Source organism: Stenotrophomonas sp. I18B00994, from assembly GCF_014145825.1.
Lineage (GTDB): Bacteria > Pseudomonadota > Gammaproteobacteria > Xanthomonadales > Xanthomonadaceae > Stenotrophomonas > Stenotrophomonas maltophilia.
Genome location: NZ_JACIUW010000012.1, coordinates 77,867 through 97,485, shown reverse-complemented (window position 1 = coordinate 97,485; position 19,619 = coordinate 77,867). Strand labels below are relative to the sequence as shown.

Sequence of the window (19,619 nt, the reverse complement as noted above, 5' to 3'; positions counted from 1 at the left end):
GATGCGAAAGTATTTCAACTCAACTCCTCGTCAACCACTTGTTGACCTGACTTCCCACGATAACCGCTTCTGCCTTCATCCTCTCCAGCGTTCTTGTGACTGCAGAGTTGTACGCTGCCGTGCCAGGCTTCAAGCCACTGGTCGCTCTGTCAAGATTATCATATACGTACTGATGGTATGCCTCAGGGTGCGGCCCACGATGGCCCTTGACTGCAACCAGATTCTCTACAGACTTGTTTATATCAAGCCCTGCGCCTTCGAAGAACCGCATGTACTCTTTGGTCCACGCGACCTTTCCATTGGCCCCCACAAGACATTTATTGGTGCAAATATGATGCTTGGGAGCAGACTCGAAATCGACGGGAGCGGGGACCGATGAACGCGCACCATCCAAGGTGACGTAACCCCCACTATTGTCTTTGAAGATCGGCTTGCCTTCATCCGTATATCTCCCGGTCGAGGTGTAGGTTCCTCCTCGCGGACCAGTAACGCTGGCCGTGCCATCGGCGTTCTTGACCAGCGTGTAACCGTTGGGAACATTGAACTCTGGCGAAGGCAGTGCCAACGGCTTGTTCACAGGCGCCGGGACGTCTGCCGGCTGTCGCGGGGGGACCAGATCGGGTGCCACCGGCTTTGCAGCGGCGCCTGACTCCAACGCCGCCAGTTTCCTGGCCTTCGCGGCCGCCCGCATCGCGGTGACATCACCCAGGCTGATCACAGCCAATGCGACGTCCAGCCCCATGTCACCCTTGGTGAATCCGTTTGCGGCCACATCGGCCAGGTTCCATTTCTGGTTCAGGCCCAGCTCGTAGGTCGCCGCATCCCAGCCGTTCCCGAAGTAGCCTGAAATGGACGACCAGGCGCCGGCGCCCTTTTCCTTCATGACACCCCAGCCGCCAATTTCACCGATGCGCTGGAAGTCGTTCAAGGCCTGCTTGGTGCTCTCAATGGACATGTAGATGGCATTCATCTTCGCCATGTCCATGACCATTCCACCCGCGTTGGTCACCACGCCTGCTCCCGAGCCCGCCTTGTCGAACAGCAGATTCAGTGCCGCGTTGGCCGCCGCCTCCTGTGTCTTCCCATTCAACGCGAGCATGCCGGCGGTGAATGGATCGCAGCGCCCTGCCGCTGCACAGGTGATCTTGTAACGGGCATCCAGGGAAGACGTATGCGTCAGCAGATCGGAGGCGAGCTGGCCACCATTGCCCTTCGTCAGTGCCGCCTGGGCCAGATCAAGGCCATTGTCGTTGATCCATCGCAGATAGGTGGAATCATTCTGGGTAAGTGACCAATAGGCGTCACCCAGTTTCGACTGCTCTGCGCGGCAGGCAGGCGAATCGGCAGCCGCGGTACATGCTGCAATCAGTGCCGTATTGCGCGCATCCGACAGCGCTGCCAGCTCCTTCTGTTCGCCGCAACGCTCCCCGCTCTTCATGCAGCTAAGCATGGCGTCCAGGAACTGCATGCGCTCTGCATGATTCAGGTAGTTGTTCTCGACGGAGTTCTTGGCGATGGTGGCTCCCAACGCCGCACCCATGGCTCCGTCTCCACCAATCCCACCAGCCATCGCGCCGACCGCCTGGCCCAATGCCTTGATCTGCTGTTCCTGCTCCGGAGTCAGCTGCCCGCCATTCTGCCGCGCGTAGTAGTCACCCAGGAATTTGGCTGCCAGTTCACCACCTCCTGCAGCAGCGGCTCCGGTACCCGCCGAACCCCCATTCGCCTCCGCAAGCAGCGCGCCAAGAAGCGCGTGCGAGAGCATCTGCATCGCCTCACTTGGGACGGCGCTCTGCTTGTTTGGATCGAATGTCTTTCCAATCAGCTCAGCGGCGTAGGGCGCGAGTGTGTTCGGGATGACCTGACCACCTGCCTGCCCTGCCACGCCGCCGACCAGCGCGGTGGAGACCGCGTTGAGCGCACGGCCGTAGGTACCGTCGGGTGCCCACTTCTGCTGCGTGACCAGTGCATCAGGGTAGGAGCTGTCAAATCCGGCAAGGGCGGCGTACTGGTCCTTGGAACTGAGGTTGGCAAACGCCTCCTTCTCTGCGGCGCTCTTCCCTTCCAGGTAGGCATCAGTGATCTTGTTGATCCCGTAGCTTCCAATGTCCGATGCGATCTGCTTGCTGGTGGCCAGTACCGTGCCTGCTGCATTCGCCATCGCCTGCTGATCGGCCAGCATCTTGTTGGCATCCGGCATTGCCTCCAGCGCGCGGTGTGCCGCAGCTGCATCGGTATTGACACCAAGTTCGGCCGCTGTGGTCTTCCTGCCGCCGATGGTGATATTGCCCTCGGTCAGTGTTGCACGCGTGCTTGAACTGTCGCTGCCACTTTCATGCATCGGCAGTCCACCGCCGAACCCGACACCATCCACGCCGCCGAACGTTCCGGATTTGATGCTGCTGCCGATACCCTGCAGCTGCTCAACCGCTCCCACACTCTTGTCCGTCGGGCCCTTGCCACTGCTGCCGAAGCCACCGCTGATGCTGCCCGACGTGGCCTTGTAGTCCATATGGTTCTGCAGGTCGGTAAACGTCAGCGAATCCGCAGTCAGCTCGCTGTTTCCTGCATTGGTGCTGGCGATCGCGCCGCCCACCAGATTCACGTGGCCAGCATCCACGTGATAACCACCATTGCCGGCAAACAGGCCGCTCTGCTGGCCAACGCCCTGATAGCTACCGTTGGCCTTGCCTCCGCTGGCGTAGCCGTCGGCGTTCCACGCGGTGCCGAACGAGACCTGCACGCGGCCGCCCACCTGGCTGTTCTTGGACATGCTCTCGGCGACGTCCTGCAGCGATTCGATGGTCAGCGTGCCCCCCGTCTTGACGTCGATGCGGTCGGCGGTGGCGGTCGCGCCGCGAAGGGTGGTATCGCCCTCGGCCTTCATCGAGATGTTCTTGCCGGTCAGCGTGGTGTTCTGCCAGGTGCTGCTCTCGGCATTGGACTTGCTGCTGCCCACACTCGCTTCGGCGTAGACATACACACCGGTCTGCGCACCCACCGCAACGCCCACGCCGACTTCGGCGCCGGCATTGCTGCTCTTGCTACGGTCGGCCACATGCGCCTTGCCGGCTTCCAGCAGGATGTCACCGGCCGAATCCAGACTGAGCGTGTTGCCCGCGCTCAGGTTGCCCTGCACCACGTGGATGTCGCCCTGGGTGCTGGTCAGGTTGACGTTGCCGCCGCCCTGGATGGTAGAGCCACGCGAGACCTGGCTGCTGCCGTCGGCACTGCTGCTGGAGGTCTTGAAGCCAACGCCGGCCTCGGCACTGATCAGTGCCCCGCCTCCGCCCTTGCCGGCCATGCTGGAGATGGCACTGGCGGCCTGATAGGCATTGGCACCAGCAGCAAGCCCCTGCATCTTCTGCAGGCGGTCGTCGGACTTGCGGGCGGCGTCGACGTTGTTGAGCAGATCGATCAACGGCGATTTCACCCGCGCGAAGGCGCCGATCTTCAGGTCCTTGTCGCTCTGCGAGTAGTGACCGCTTTCGTCAGCGGTCAGCAGCTCGATCTCAGCGGCAGTGATGTTCACGTCCTTGGCCGCCACCACATTGCTGGCGCTCTGCGTGTACTTGCCACCGGCGGTGAGGTTGACGTTGCCGCCGAGACTGCCAATGGTGCTGGCTACCTGCGAGACCTGCGCGCTGTCATCGCGATGCTGCTCGCGATGCCAGCCGGAGAACTTCTCGGTATCGGAGATCTGCACAGTGCCGATCGCCTTGCTGTCCGAGCGGTTGGCATTGCTGACCGTGTCCTGCCCACTACGGATCGTCAGGTCGCCCGCAGCGCGGATGCTGACGTCCTTTTCCGCCGCAATGTTGGCGGCGGTCAGGCTGATATCGCCCTCTGTGGTGGCCATGCGTACACCGCCACCCACCGACAGCTGTGTGCCGGTGATGGTATCGCTCTGGCCGGCGCCCTCGCTGCGCGAATTGTTGGTGCCAAACGGCAGACCGGCGGAGTTGGTGGCGATACCCCAACCCTTGCCCCGGCTGTCGCTGTCACTGCGCTCGGTGTTGTGCGCGACATCGAACACGATGTCCTTGGTGGCCAGCAGGACAGCATTGCCCTCGGCCGTCATCTGCGCACCCTGGCTGGTGATCGAGCCGCCATTGGCGATCAGCGAGAGATTGCCGCCAGCATTGAGGTTGCTGACCCGGGCGTCACTGGTGGAGTGGCTCTGGTTGCTGTTCGAGCGCTGGCTGCCGGCCGTGATCGCCGGCAGCACGGCCGCCGACACGCCGGCCGCTACGCCTTCAGCGGTACGCGTGATCCGGCCCATCATCGTGCCACTGTCGGCCATGCCTTCGGTGGCGTTGTCGCGTGCAGTGCGGTACGCCTTGGCCGGGTCGTAGGTGACGCCCACCGAGAACCCGCTGGACTTGCTCGACTGGCTGGCCTGGGTATCCACCGTATCCTGGCGGGCAATCAGGTTGATGTCCTTGCCGACCAAGGTCAGGTCCTTGCCTGCGGCCACGTCGGACGCGGCGATCGTCAGCTGGTTGCCGGCGTTGATCAGCACGCTGCCTTCGCGCGAGGCGATGGCGGAGCCGACCTGGGTGGTCGACTGCTCGGCAGAACTGCTGCTGTTCTTCGAGCTGCCGTAGCCGATCGAAGCGGTTCCATTGGAGAAGCCACCGGTGAAGCCGGACTTCTTCCTGGTCTCGCTGGACTCACTGCTGTGATGGTCTTCCGCAGAAGTGATCAGCACATTGTTGCCCGCACCGAGGACCACTGTGCCGGTGGCATCAACCACCGCGCCTACGGCGGTCAGATCGCGGCCGGCGGTGACGCTCACGCTCTCGCCCATCAGGCCGGTGCCAATGGCGTAGCTGTCGCTGCTCTCGGCGTGGCGGGTGGTGGTGGTGCTCGACAGGGTTTTCTTTTTCTTGTCGTAGCTGTCCAGGCTGAAGTCATGCGTTTCGTTGGCCGAAAGCAGGTTGACGTCGCGATCGGCCGCCACACTCAGCGTGCCATCCGAGCTGGCAACCTGGGTGGCAGTCAGGTTGATATCGCGGTTCGCTCTCAGCACTACATTGTCGCCAGCCTGCAACTGGCTGCCACGCACGGTCTCATCACTCTGGCTGATCTGCAGCGAGCTGCGCTTGCCACCTGCATTGAAGTCGCTGCTGCGGCTGTCCACCAGCGCCTGGCTGTTGATATCGCCACCGGCCTGCAGGGCCATGCCGCCATCGGCCTTGATGCGGGTTGCAGCCAGGTTGATGTCCTTGCCCGCCGCCAGCACCACATCGCCAGCGCCCTCAATCGACGTCACCGCATGCGTGGTCTGGCTGTTGCTGGTGTGGTTGCGGCTGTCGTGGTTCAGCGCACTGCTCTGGCCCAACGTCTGCGCACCCAGGTCCAGGTTGCCACCGGCAACCAGCTGGGTGATGCCGTGGCTGCCGGCATTGCGGATCTCTGCAGCCTTGAGGCCGATGTCACCGCCGGCCACCACCGACAGCACGCCATCGCCACCGGAGTTGGTGACATACAGGCCCGCCACGCGATCCAGCGTTGTCTTCTGCTGCGACAGGCGGTCGCCCTGATCCTTCCATTCCGTGGTGGTCGAGGCCACGGTGATGTTGCCGCCGGCCTTCAACGCCAGCGCATCGGTAGCCTTGACGGTACTGCCGATGATGTCGATGTCCTGCCGCGCCGACAGGCCCACCTGGGCACCGCTGATCTGGCCGCCGGACAGGTTGCGGATGTTGCCGGCATCGATGCTGACCAGCTGCCGGCCGGCAATCGTGCCGCTGTTGACCAGGTCACCGCGCAGTTTGACGTCCACCTCCGCGCCGGCCAGCAATGCGCCATCGTTGCCAAGGTCGCCCGGCAGCACCCGCAGGTAGACCTGCGGGACCAACGCGCGAACCACCGAGCCATCGGCCAGGGTGACGTCCTTTTCCACCAGCCAGACGATGTCGCTGGTCAGGCGTGCCATCTGCTCGGCGGTGAGCGCTACGCCTGGGCGCAGGCCCCATTCGCTCGCCACCGTGGCACCGGCCTCGAGCAGCGCGCGGTACTGGTCCTCGTCGCTGGCATGGCCGGTAAGGAAGCGGCGGCCGGTGAGTTCGCCGATCTGCTCGCGCACCAGCTTCTGCTCGTAGAAGCCGTCGCCCAGGCGCTTCTGCGTCTGCGAGGGATCGAAGCCTGCGCGCTGCAGCAGGTAATCCGAGCTGAGCCAATCGCGATAGCTGGCAAAGCGCGGGTCGGTTTCCACGATGTGGTTGCCACGGTTGGCGTCCACATTGAACAGGCTGGCGGTGGGTGCACTGGCATTCGGGCTGGTGGTGATCACCACGCGCGGATCAGCACCGGTTGTCGTCGTGGCCTGCTTGCCATCCACTGCGGCATTGCCACCACTGCCGGCATGCTCTCCGGCGCGCACCGCCGCCGGGCCGTTGGCATTGGCCTGCCCGGCCTGGGCGGCATTGATGTCCTGCGCCGTGCCAGCACCCGCCCCGGCGTTGCCGGCCTGGCTCGGGCCCTGGGCACCCGTCGCGTCCGCGCGCACGCCGTCGGTCTGGGCGACCGCCTGCTGATGACCACCGTTGGCGCCCTGCGCCGCGCCAGCGGTGCCCGGCCCCTGTGCGTCCACGCTGCCGGCACCCTGGCCTGTGCTCTGGCCGGGCCCCTGCACGCTGCCCGCGCCGGGGCCGACCGCACCTGCACCGCGGCCGTTGGTATCCAGCTGCGCGGTGCCCTTGCCACCACCGGCGTTGGGGTTGCTGCCCCCGTTGTTGTCGTTGCGCAGGTTGCCGACATCGATGGTGAGCTTGCCACCGGCGGTTATCGACGAACCCAGCGCGCCGGTCTTCTCGGTGATCGGTGCCGCCTTCCAGCGGCTGGAGGAGCCACCGTAGGTGATGGACTGGTTGTCGAAGGTGCTGGTACGGGTCAGCTGCTCGGCAGCATTGATCACCTCGGACTGATCGCGGTTCAGGCCGACGATGGCCAGGTCGCGACCCGCGGCGATGTTGGCGAAACGGTTCTCCAGCCGATCGGTGCTGATCCGCATGCTGCCGCCCGCGTTGATCACGGCGTTGTTTCCTGCCGAAACCACCACGTCTTCCACGGTGGTGCGGGTGGCAATGCGGGTCTTCTCGTTGCCGCTGGTCTCCTGCGGGTGACGCTGCATGTTGATCAGCGTCGCGTCCGGATTGTCATAGTCCGGATAGGTGATGATCTGCACGCAGGTCGTGGTGCAGGTGCCGTAGGCGTTGTTGTACCGAAGGGTATCGGTCACGTACTCGATCGGCGGCGACCCCGGACCACGGGTGGACAGATCGCGGAAGGGATCTTCCGCGCCTGCGCCAAGCTGATCGGGATTGTTGCGGTTGTCGGCGCGGCTGACGTAATAGATCGTGACCGTGCCGTCCTGCACGCTCAGGCGCTCACGTGACGCGCGTGCGCCATGCACGCCACCGCGGGCGAACGCATAGGCGCTGGTGTTGCTGGACAGCCGGATCACCGCCTTGCGGATCTGCTGGCCATCCGGAGTGACATAGGGGGTGTCTTCGAGGATGTCCGCCGGGTTGAGGTAGTAGATCTCATACGGCTGGTAATTCGAGGTAGCGCGGAAATCCCGGTTGTTGTTGTTGGCGTTCTTGAACCAGCCGGGTTGTTCCAGCCGCACCGGTGCATGCACGGTGGTGACCTTCTCCACGACCACGTTCTCGCGGATGTTGTTCACCGCCAGCGCGGACAGGTCCAGGTTGCCGCTGACCTCGATGGTGGAGCCGATGTTGTCCACCTTCTGGGCGCTGCCTACCGCGCCCAGGCCGTTCAGGGCACCGCCGATGGCAGCGTCGCCATCGCTGAAGATCAGGCTCTTGCCGCTGTTGGTCAGCGTGCCGACGCCGAGGTCCAGGCGCTGGCGCGCGGCGATGGTACCTGCACGGTCCACGCCGCCGATGTTGGCTGCCAGGTTGTTGAGCGAACTTGCCTGGATGGCGACGCGGTCACCGTAGATGCGGCCGCTGCCGATGTTGTCGACGGTCGCGGCGGTAATATGGGTGACGTTGCCGTCCAGCAGGCCGTAGTTGACCAGTGCGCCGCCCGCTGCAAGGCGGGTCAGGCCGATGCTGCTGATCTCGCCGGTGGAGGCGTTGGTGATGTTGCCCGCATTGATGTTGACGTTGGCGCCGGCCAGCTTGCCGGTGTTGTCCAGGTTGCCCTGGATGGACAGGCTCAGCGTGCCGTTGGCCACCATCTCGCCACGGTTGGTGTGGCTCTGGCCCAGCTCCAGAGTCATGTCACCCTGCGACATCAGCCGGCCATCACCAATGATCTCGCGGGTGCGGAGGGTCTGCTGCCTGCCGGCCACCAGGGTGCCGCCGCTGTTGACCAGGGTATCGGCGCGGACATCGGAGCCCAGCGCCGCCGACACCAGGCCACCGCTGTTGTCCAGGCGCTGGTTCACCTGCAGCACGAGGTTGTCGGCAATCACCTGGCCGTTCTGGTTGTCCAGGTTGCTGGTGGTCACCTGCAGGGTCTTGCCCTGCAACCCCAGTGCAGGACCATTGCCCGGGCTGAGCGTATTGCGGTTGTCGACATGGCCGGCCTGCAGGTCGAGGCGGCCGGTCGCGGCCACCAGGCCGCCACTGTTGAGCAGCGCGCCCTGCAAGCTGATGTCGGCATTGCCACCGGCGGTCACGCTGCCACCGGTGTTGGCCAGCTGCTGCGCGCGCAGCAGCAGGTCGGCCGCACTCACCAGCGAGCCGCCGCCACTGTTGTCGATGTTGATGGCCTGCACGTCGGCACCGGCCTTGGCGGACACCGCGCCACCACGGTTGTCCAGATCGCCGCTGCGGATCTGCAGCGTGCCACTGCTGACAATGCCGTTGCCGTTGGAACCGGCATTGATCAGCCGCTGTCCGGCGGTGTTGATGCTGAGGGCTGCCGCCGACTGCAGCAGGCCGCCTGTGTTGTCCAGGGCACCGCTGCGCAGCTCTGCGTTTCCGGAAAGGCTGGCAATGATGCCGCTGCGGTTGTCCAGTGCCTGGCCGCGGGTATCCAGCTGCAGATCGTTGGCGATGATCCGGCCACTGTTGTTGTTCAGGCCGCTGGCCGAGACCTGCAGGTGCTTGCCGGCCTGGACCAGGCCGCCCTGGTTGCGCAGCGCATCGGCGCTGGTCAGCTGCATGTCCTGACCAGCAGCCACGGTACCACCATCGTTGTTGATGGACTGTGCCTCGGCCAGCAGTGCGCCACCGGCAGACAGGGTGCCCTTGTCGCTGTTGTCGAGCATGCCGTCGACGCGCACAGTCAATGCGCTGCTGCCATCGCTGTGCACGATGCCGCCGCGATTGTCGAACGCGCCTGCGGTGAGGGTGGCGTCTCCTGTGGTCACGATGCGGCCACCGCGATTCTCCAGCGCGTGGGTGATCGCCAGGGTGGTGATACCGCCGCCGGCAGCCTGGATCGTGCCCCGGTTGTTGAGCAGCTGCGCGCTGCGCAGATCCAGCGTGCCATTGCCGGCAAGCGTGCCACCGCTGTTGTCCAGCCTGTCGCGCGCGGACACCTTCAATGCATCGCTGCCAGAGGCGATGATCGAACCGCCCGCGTTGAGCAGCGTGCCTGTATCCACGGCGATGCGGGTAGCCGACAGCGTGCCGTCACGCAGGTCGGTGGTTTCGCCGGTCAACTGCAGGGCGCCATTGCTGAGCAGCTTGCCGCCCTGGCCATTCAAGGTGTGTGTGTTGATGGCCAGCATGCCGGTGCCAGCTTGCTGCACGGTGCCGCCGGCATTGCCGAACACTGCACTGGTCAGTGTCAGGTCGCCATTGCTGGCGATCAGGCCGTTGCCACCGTTGTCCAGTGACGTGGTGGCCTGCACGGTACTGGCCTGCGCGCCCGTCGCCAGCAGCTTGCCGTTCTGGTTGTCGAAGCGGTCGACGTTGAGGGCGAAGTGATCGGCAGTGAGGGTGGCGCCGCGATGGTCCACGGTCACTGCATCCAGCTGCAATCCGCCTGCCGTGGCGATGCTGCCGCCGGCGCCGTCCAGCTGGGTGGCCTGTACGGTCAATACGCCCTTCCCTGCATGGACGATGCTGCCCGCGGCATTGACCAGTTGCCCGGCATCGACACGCAGGTTGCCGGCATTGCTGGCGAGGGTGCCGCCGCCGTTGTTGAAACGGCCGGTGACGGTGATCCGGCTGTCGGACGTACCTGCCGAACTTAAGGTACCGCCCGCATTCGACAGCGAACCGGCGCTGATCTGCTGCGCACCGTTGGCAGCGATGGTGCCGCCGTCATTGCCCAGCGCGCCGCGTACCTGCAGCGACATCGCCTGGTTGCCGGTAGCGGTCAGCGTGCCCGCCGTGTTGTCCAGCTGGCCGGCCTCGACGCTGACCTGCTGCGCGGCCGTGGTGCCCGCACTGAGATCGATGGTCTCGCCCTTCAGTTGCAGCTCGCCATTGCTGACGATGCGGCCGGCATGACCCTGCAGCGTGTCGGCATCGATCTGCAACAGGCTGTCGCCCGCCTGCTCGATGCTGCCGGTGCGGTTGTCCAGCGAAGCCGCTGACACGCGCATGCCCGCACCGCTGGCGATGACACCCTTGTTGCTGTTGTCGAGCAGGCCATCGGCCTTTGCCACCAGGCGTGCAGCGCTGTGCAGCGTGCCGCCCTGGTTGTCGATGCTGCCGGCGGTGATGCCGAGCTCGCCGTTGGCCAGGATGCGACCGCCACGGTTGTTGAGGTTCTGGCCGATGTTCAGCTGGCTGGCCGCTGTACCGGCGGACTGCAGCGTACCGCCAGCATTGACCAGCTCGGCGCTGCGCAGGTCCAGCCCACCGTTGCTGGATACGGTGCCGCCGCTGTTGTCGATGCGTTCGCGCGCGCTCAGCCGCAGCATGTCGCCGCCGGTCGCGGTGAGCGTGCCGCCGGCGGTGATCAGGGTGCCGGTATCCATCTCGATCCGCTTGGCCGAGGTGACACCCGCCCGCAGGTCGGTGGTGGTGCCCTTGAGCAGCAGGCTGCCATTGCTGACCAGCGTGCCGCCCGTACCGTTGAGCGTTCCAGTATTGATCGAAAGCACGCCTTCGCCAGCGTGCTGCACGGTACCGCCGGCATTGCCGAACACCGCCGCCTGGATGCCCAGGTCGCCATTGCTGGCCAGCAGGCCTCCCTCACCGTTGTCCAGGCTGCCGACCACGTCGATCCGGCTGCCCTCCGCGCCAGTCGCCATGACCTTGCCGGCGCGGTTGTCGAATGACTGTGCGTCCAGCGCGATGCGCTCGGCCTGCAGGGTAGCGCCGCGATGGTCCACGCTGCCCGCCTGCAGGGTGATGGCGCCCGCGCTGGCGATGGTGCCGCCCTGGCCATCCAGTTGCCTGGTGCGCAGCAGCAGGCCCTGGCTGCCGGCATGGCTGAGCGTGCCCTTGACGCTGGCCATGCTGCCGGCGTCGATCTTCAGCGCCGCGCCATTGCTGGCCAGCATGCCGTTGCTGTTGTCGAACAGGCCGTCGATGCGGAGCTCAGTGGACGCGCTGCCGGCCGAACTGAGCGTGCCGCCACGGTTGGAGAGCTCACTGGCTTCGATGTGCTGGGCACCGTTGCTGGCAATGGTGCCGGCGTCGTTGGCCAAGCGACCGCTGATCTGCATCGTCAGCGTTCCACTGCCCGTAGCGCGCAGCGCACCCGCACTGTTGTCCAGGCTGCCGGCCACGATGTCGAGCTGCTCGGCCGCCACGGTACCGCCGCGGAGGTCCAGCGACCCGCCCTGCAGATCCAGCGCGCGGGCAGTACCGATACTGCCGCCCTGGCCCGACAGTGTTTCCGCCTCGATGTGCAGGTTGCCGTTGGCAGAGATCGATCCGCTGCGGTTCTCCAGCTGTGCAGCCCGGATCGCAGAGGCCGCTTCACCGGCTGCAATCAGCTTGCCATGGTCGTTGACGAAGCGCCCTGCGCGTACGTCGATGGCGCCATTGCTGCCCAGCGTTCCGCCGGTATTGTCGAGCAGGCTGCGGGCCTGCAGCTGAAGGGGCTGGGCGCCCAGCGCGCTCAACTGACCACCTGCCGTGATCACGCTGTCACCATCGATGCTGATGCGTTGCGCCGTCGTGGTGCCGTCGCGCAGATCGAGGCTGTCGCCCTGCAGGTCCAGCGAACCATTGCTGAGCAGGGTGCCACCGGCACCGGTCAGGTCCTGCGTGGTGATGGCCAGGCTGCCGGAACCGGCCTGCTGCACGGTTCCCCCGGCATTGCCGAAGGTGCGCGCGTGGATATCCAGATTGCCGTTGCTGGCGAGGGTGCCACCATTGCCGTTGTCCAGCGTGCCCTGCACGCGCAGCGTATTGCTGCCGGTGCCAGTGGCGACGATGCGTCCGCCCCGGTTGTTCCACCCGGCTGCCGTGATGTCCAGTTGCGTGGCGGTCAGCGACGCGCCCTGGTGATCGACTTCGGCCGCGTTGAGCTGCAGTGCGCCGGCGGTGGCGATCTGTCCCTTCGCGCCGTCCAGGCGCCCGGTGTCGATGACCAGACCGGCGGTACCTGCATGGCTGAGCGTGCCACCTGCGTTCATCAGGGCGCCGCTCTGCAACTTCAGGTTGCCCGCATTGCTGGCAATGCTGCCGCCGCTGTTGTCGAGGGTGCCGTCGACCCGGATCTGCGACGCCGCGGTACCGGCCGAGTTGAGCGCGCCGCCGCGGTTGGACAGCGCGCCCGCGTGGATCTGCTGGGCGCCGTTGGCACTGATGCTGCCGCCGTCGTTGCGCAGCAGGCCCTGCACCTGCAGCTGCATCGCATTTTCGCCCAGTGACAGCAGGCTGCCGCCACTGGTGTCCAGCCCGGCAGCGTCGATCTTCACGTCACGGGCGCGGGTGCTGCCCTTCTGCAGGTCCAGCTGCTGCCCACTCAACTGCAGTTGACCGTTGCTGGCAATGCTGCCACCGGTCCCCTTCACCGAGGTCGCGTCGATCTTCAGCGTGCCGGTGCCGGCGTGGTCGATGCTGCCGCCCTCGTTCAGCAGGCCATCGGCCGTGATGTCCAGGTCGCCATTGCCGGACAGCAGGCCGCGCTGGTTCTGCAGCCGCTGGCTGGCATGGATGCGGCTGGTGCCGGTGCCTGCGGCGATCAGCTTGCCGCCATCGTTGATGACGGTGCCGCCGTTGATGTCCAGCGCACCATTGGCACCCACGGTGCCGCCGCTGTTGTCCAGGGTGCGCGCGACCTGCAGGCGCAATGCATCACTGCCCGTCGAGGTCAGCGTGCCGCCCGCGGTGGTCAGGTCGCCGGCACGTACATCGATGCGCTGTGCAGCGGTGGTGCCATTGCGCAGGTTGAGGGTATCGCCGTGCAGCTGCAGGATACCGTTGCTGAGGACGGTGCCGCCCTGGCCCTGCAGGTTGGTGGTGATGCGCAGGTTGCCGGTACCCGCCTGCTGCACGGTACCTGCGGCATTACCAAAGGATGCTGCGTCGATCTGCAGGTCGGCATTGCTGGCCAGCAGGCCACCGTCGCTGTTGTCCAGATGATTGCGCACGCTGAGCGTACTGGCCTGCTGGCCGGTGGACAGCACGCGGCCGCCACGGTTGTCGAAGTCCTGTGCCGTCAGCTCGAGCTGGCGGGCGACCAGCTGCGCGCCGCGGTGGTCGGCACGGCCCAGCAGCAGGTCTGCCGCGCCTGCGGTAGCGATGCTGCCCTGTACACCCTCCAGTACCTCCGCTCGCAGCAGTAGCCCTTCGCTGCCGGCGTGGTTGATGTTGCCCTTCGTGTTGACCAGGGTGCCGATGTCCAGACCCAGGCGCGTGGCATTGCTGGAGATGCTGCCCTCGCCGTTGTCGAGCTGACCGATCGTCCAGGTCGTCGCCGCGCTGCCACCGTGGGCAAGGCTGCCGCCACGATTGATCGCCGACTGCGCCTTCAACTCGAAGCCACGGGCGAAGGTCATGCGGCCGGCGCTGTTGTCCAGCTGCTGCACCTGCGCGCTGGCCGCACCCTGGACCTGCAGGGTGCCGCGCATGTTGCGCAGCGCCTGTCCCTGTACCTGCAGGGTACTGGCGCCCAGCGTACCGTCGCTGTTGTCGAGGCTGTTGCGGGCGCTGAGCTGCAGGTCACCGCTGGCTTCAATGCGGCCACCGTCGTTGCTCAGGGTTCCGGCGATGTTGAGCATGCCGGTTGCCAGGGGCGGGAGCGGCGTGACCGGCGGGGTGCCGGTGCCCGGAGAGCCGCTGCCTGGGGTACCCGTGCCGGGCGTGCCGGTGCCCGGATTGCCCGTACCGGGCGTACCGGTGCCAGGCGGGGTACCGGTGCCGGTACCCGGCGAGACGCTGGCCACGTTGCCGATGCGGCCCTGCAGATTGCTGACATCGGCCGCCTGCAGCTGCAGCGCCTGCGTTCCGAGCTGTTCAATGCTGCCGCCACGATTGCGCAGCGCATCGGCGTTCACTTCGATGCGGCGCGCATTGAGCGTGCCACCACTATTGTCGACGTCTACCGGGGTCTGCACGCGCAGCTCACGCTCGGCACTGAGCGTGCCGGCATTGGCAATCCCGCCGCTGGCGTCGATGCGGGTGTCCTGCTGCGCATGCATCGCGCCGACATTCTCCAGCCGGCCATCGGCGGTGACTACCAGTTCACCGGCCTGCGCGCCGATCTTGCCGGCGTTGCGCACGCCCACGCCGTGTTCGTTGCCGACCAGCCAGATCCGATTGGCGTACATGCCGCCCAGTGCGCCCACGTCCAGCGCGAAGACGGGCGCCGCCGAAGCTGGCTTCTGCGCCTGGACACTGCTGTGATCGGCACTGACCACGTTGCTTCCCAGGCTGGCCTGCAGCTGGTTGGCCCAGATGCCGGCGTTGACCTGCAACGAACGGGTGATGATGTCGGTGTAGTCGGCGCGACTGGTATCCAGGCCTGCACCACCGACTCCGATGCTGCCGCCTTCCACGCGATACCCGTCCAGCACGCCATTGGTGACGATCGGCGTGCCGGTGGTGAGGGTCACCCGGCTGGCGTTGAGGAAGCCTGCGCCATTGACCTGGATGCCGGCCGGGTTGGCGATGACCACCTGCGCCCGCGCACCCGCGACCTCCACGTAGCCATTGAGGTGGCTGGGGTTGCTGCTGTTGACCTCGTTGAGGATGACACGCGCGGTACCGGTGGCCAGCCACGGATTGCCCTGCACCCAGCCACCCAGCTGGGTCTGCACGTCGCCGCGCGAGTTGTTGAGGATGACACCCTGCTGGCCGACGTCGAACTGCTGGTAGGTGTTGCGCGACACACCGCCGGCGCTGGGCGTGGTGATGTTCACCTGCGGCGTGCCGTTGGCCGAGGTGATCACCGTCGGGCGCTGGTTTGCCGGTGCGCCGGGGTCGGCGGCAATACGGCCGCGATCAGCCGGCGCCTGCTGCGCGGACAGCGGCTGCACCAATCCCACCCAGCCCAGCACCAGCCAGAGCGCGAAACTGATCGGCCGCAGGGTGCCGACGGTATTGCCGCCGCGGTGGTCTATCCCGCCGTGCGCAGCGTTGACCAGCTCGGAGGCGACCTGCATGACGCCGAGCGTACGGTTGAAGACCAGACGGTAGACTTTGTTCACGGCGCTGATTCCTTTCGGTGCTGTTGGGTTGTATGCGCAGCAGGCTGCGCGGTACCGCATCGTGTTGGCCGCGCAGGGGACTGCGCAGGCCGGTCATGTGCAGGCGTCAGAACGAGACGCCCAGGTTCATTCCGAAGGTGGTGTAGGCGGTCTGGAAGCCACGCGGCTTGGAAAGCGGGCTGCCGACGAACGCATCCCAGTTGATGTGGCGGGTGCCACCGCGAAGCCCGAGGGCCGTACCGGTGAGCCGGTCGCCCAGCAATCGGGCCGTGGACGGGCCGGCGACACGCCCGTGATCAACGGCGACGTAGGCCTCCACACCGCCGCCTAGGGGCACGCCCACTTCATTGCGCAGCAACCAGCCACGCTCACCGGTCAGCGACATTTCGCCATCAAAGCCACGCACGGTGTAGCGGCCACCAATGGAGAACCGGTCCTGCGGCACCAATGGCGAGCGGTTCCACTGCGCACGCCAGCTGCCGATGTAGCGCAGGCTCTGCTTGCCCCACTGCAGCGGCAGGACCAGCTGCGCGTCCGCGGTATAGATGCGGCCATGCGCCGTGCCTTCGCCGAACGCCTCTTCCGGCGCACGCAACGCGTTGAAGGCACCGGTACCCTTGCGGTAAGCCAGGTTCACATCCAGTGTCGCCTTGCCGATGAAGTGACGGTGGCCCAGGCCCAGCTCCCAGCCAGCCATGCGCCGGCGCTGCACTTCAATCTCGGTATCGTTGATGAAGTTGTCCGATTCGCGGTACCAGCCACGCGCGTACATGCTGGTCTTGGCATGCGCGTTGCGGAACAGCATGCGGGTCAGCCGCAGTTCCGCATTGCGGCTGGAGCCGCTGTAGACGTAGTTCTCGAACGCACCGGCAACGGTCTGCTCATAGTCGTACTTGCTGGCGTTGGCACCCAGCAGCCAACCGCCCAGCGGTACGCTGTAGTGCGCCGCCCAGCTGTCGGTGCCACGTTCGCTGCCGTTGAACACCGATCTGCCCACGTTGACGTAGAACAGATCGCTCAGGCCCGCAGCGTTGTCCACCGACACCGTGGCACCGGCCTGCATCTTGCCCGTGCTCTGGCTGCCGGCATCGTCCAGGGTCAGGTTGACGCGTACCGGACGCGCCTGCTTCCAGCTGATCACCAGGTCGCTTTCGCCGGGTTTGGCGGCCGCGCCATCGGCCGGTGGCGCGATCTGTATGTCCACTGAGGCGGTCGGCACGCGCTGCAGGTTCTCCAGCGCCTGCTCGATGTCACGCAGGTTCAGCACCTCGCCACGCTTCACCGGCATCGCATTCCAGAGGGCGGGGGTACGGCCTTCTCCGTCAGCGAAGCGGATGGCGTTGACGCGCCCTGGCACGACCGTGAGCGTCAGCACGCCGGCCTTCAGGTCCTGCGGTGCGGCAAGGATGCGGGTGGTGACGTAGCCGCGCTCGATGATCGCGTTCTGCACGCGCTTCATCACGATGTCCACGCCCGCCGTACCCAGGCAGCGCCCGGTGGCGGGGTTGCTGCGGGGATCGGCTGCCGCCAGCGCCCAGCGGAAGCGGTCGGCAAGCTCGCCCTGCAGCGCGATGGTGGTGATGGTGAAACAGGGCGACTCATCAACCGGCAGGCGGCCGAGGTCTTCGGTGGCTGGCTGCAGGCGCACATCCGGTGTGGATTCCTGCTGTTCACGCAGCACGCGCTCGCGCTCCTGCTGCCGGAGCAGTTCCTGCTCCGGTGACACCGTCTGTGCCCATGCCGGCGCCTGGAGGCCAGTGATGGCCAATGCCACGCCCACGGACAACCGCCACTGCAACACCCGGCTGCGTACTTTACGTCCCTGTTCCACGATGCTTTTCCCTGCTGATGACTGCCAGACCGACGAAGATGCGGTTGGAAGAGGCAGCACTGTAAGGGAATCGTGTGGCAGGAAAAAGCACCAGCGAACCACGCTGGCGCAAGCCTTCAAGGCAAAGTGTGATGTCTGACGGAGGGCATTCCGCCAGCGGGCAGAGTCCTGGATCTACACTGGAACCAGCAGAGCTCCGTCATTGCGTCCACTGATGCCGGTGGCACAAGGAAAACCTGTACCTGACGCCCGCCACTGCGTGCAGCGCAGCAGTGGCGGGACGCCCTTGAAACCGTGAAACCGGTCAGGCCTCGTAGGCCGATTCACCATGCGAGGTCACATCCAGGCCGGTGCGTTCGGCCTCCTCGGTCACGCGCAGGCCGACCACGACCTTGACCACCAGCAAGATGACCGCGGTCACCACCGCCGACCACACTACGGTGAGGCCGACGCTGACCACCTGCACCCAGACCTGATGGGCGATATCCAGATCCGCCTTGGTACCACCCAGCGACTGTGCACTGAACACGCCGGTGAGAATCGCGCCGACGATGCCGCCGACACCATGCACACCGAACACGTCCGCCGTGTCGTCCACCTTCAGCAGGCGCTTGAAGCCGGTCACCCCCCAGACGCAGACCACGCCGGCGACAAAGCCGATGATGATCGCGCCGAGCGGGCCGACGGTGCCGCAGGCCGGGGTGATGCCGACCAGGCCGGCCACCGCACCCGAGGCAGCGCCCAGTGCCGACGGCTTGCCCTTGCTGATTGCCTCCACCAGCGTCCAGCCCAGCACCGCTGCGGCAGTAGCCAGCACGGTATTGAGGAAGGCCAGCGAGGCCACGGTATCGGCCGCTGCCGCCGAGCCTGCGTTGAAGCCGAACCAGCCCACCCACAGCAGCATCGCGCCGATGTAGGTGAACGGCACGTTGTGCGGCTTCAGCGCGGTCTGGCCGTAGCCCAGGCGCTTGCCGACGAACCACGCGGCGACCAGGCCGGCGACGCCCGCGTTGATGTGGACCACGGTACCGCCGGCGAAGTCGATGGCACCCAGCTCACCCAGGTAGCCGCCACCCCAGACGATATGTGCCATCGGGATGTAGCTGAGGGTGAACCACAGCGCCGAGAACATCAGCACCGCGCGGAACTTGATGCGCTCGGCGAAGGCACCGACGATCAGCGCGGTGGTGATGCCGGCAAAGGTCGACTGGAACGCGACGAACAGATAGTCCGGCAGGCCCTTGATCGGTGTGTTGCCGACCGACTCGGGGGTGAAGCCCTTGAGGAAGGCGAACTCGGTGAACGACCCGAAGAAGGGATTGCCCGCGCTGAACACCGCGCTGTAGCCGTAGGCCACCCACAGCAGCAGCACCAGCGAGAACACCACCAGGATCTGGCTGAGTACCGACAGCACGTTCTTCGAACGCACCAGGCCACCGTAGAACAGGGCCAGGCCCGGCACGACCATCAGCAGCACCAGCAGGGTGGAGGTGAGCATCCAGGCCACGTCGCCATGATCATAGGCGGCGGCCACTTCGGCCACGGCCGGCGCAGCGGCTGCAGCTGCAGGGTCCTGCAGCGGTTCAACGGCCACGCTTTCGCTCGGCAGCGGCGACACCTGCGCCTGGGCGTGGGCATTGCCCGGCCAAGCACCCGCAGCCAGCGCATTCAGCAGCATCAACAGCCACACGACATGGAACCGGGCTTGCCACCCGGTGAGAAGGCGCATCTTCATGGGGAGTCTCCGGAAAGGGGTTACAGCGCGTCGGCACCGATTTCGCCGGTGCGGATGCGGATGACCTGTTCAACGGCGGTGACGAAGATCTTGCCGTCACCGATCTTGCCGGTGCCTGCCGACGATTGGATCGCTTCGATCACCGCATCGGCACGCTCGTCGGTGACTACGGTTTCGATCTTGATCTTGGGCAGGAAATCGACGACGTACTCGGCGCCGCGATACAGCTCGGTGTGGCCCTTCTGGCGGCCGAAGCCTTTCACTTCGGTCACGGTAATGCCCGACACGCCTGCGTCGGACAAGGCCTCGCGGACCTCGTCGAGCTTGAACGGCCGGATGATGGCGGAGATCAGTTTCATGCGCATGTCCCGATGGTGGATGGGGCCAGCGCGCCAGCGCGCGTTGGCATCAGGCAACCACGGGTCATCAGGATGATGACCGTGGCTGTTGCACCGGACACGTACAGGGCCGGGACGGCCGTGCCTCTCTCCTTGCACGACCGACGCGGG

Annotated in this window: 4 protein-coding genes; all 4 read right to left on the bottom strand. The window is 65.9% G+C overall.

The annotated features are described in order from the left end of the window. Positions 1-19: 19 nt before the first annotated feature. Positions 20-15,544 (bottom strand): hemagglutinin repeat-containing protein, encoded by a 15,525-nt coding sequence (locus tag H4O10_RS14520; protein ID WP_180845675.1) that lies wholly within the window; start codon positions 15,542-15,544, stop codon positions 20-22. Between the two features lie 106 nt (positions 15,545-15,650). Continuing rightward, a complete protein-coding gene (locus H4O10_RS14515) occupies positions 15,651-17,318 on the bottom strand; it encodes a ShlB/FhaC/HecB family hemolysin secretion/activation protein (RefSeq protein WP_239667800.1) in 1,668 nt (555 codons plus the stop codon). A 361-nt stretch (positions 17,319-17,679) separates the two neighbouring features. Next, positions 17,680-19,110: an ammonium transporter gene (gene amt, locus H4O10_RS14510; RefSeq protein WP_049452636.1), complete on the bottom strand. Its 1,431-nt coding sequence runs from the start codon at positions 19,108-19,110 to the stop codon at positions 17,680-17,682. A gap of 20 nt (positions 19,111-19,130) precedes the next feature. Then, positions 19,131-19,469 (bottom strand): P-II family nitrogen regulator, encoded by a 339-nt coding sequence (locus H4O10_RS14505; protein WP_004134334.1) that lies wholly within the window; start codon positions 19,467-19,469, stop codon positions 19,131-19,133. Positions 19,470-19,619 lie beyond the last annotated feature (150 nt).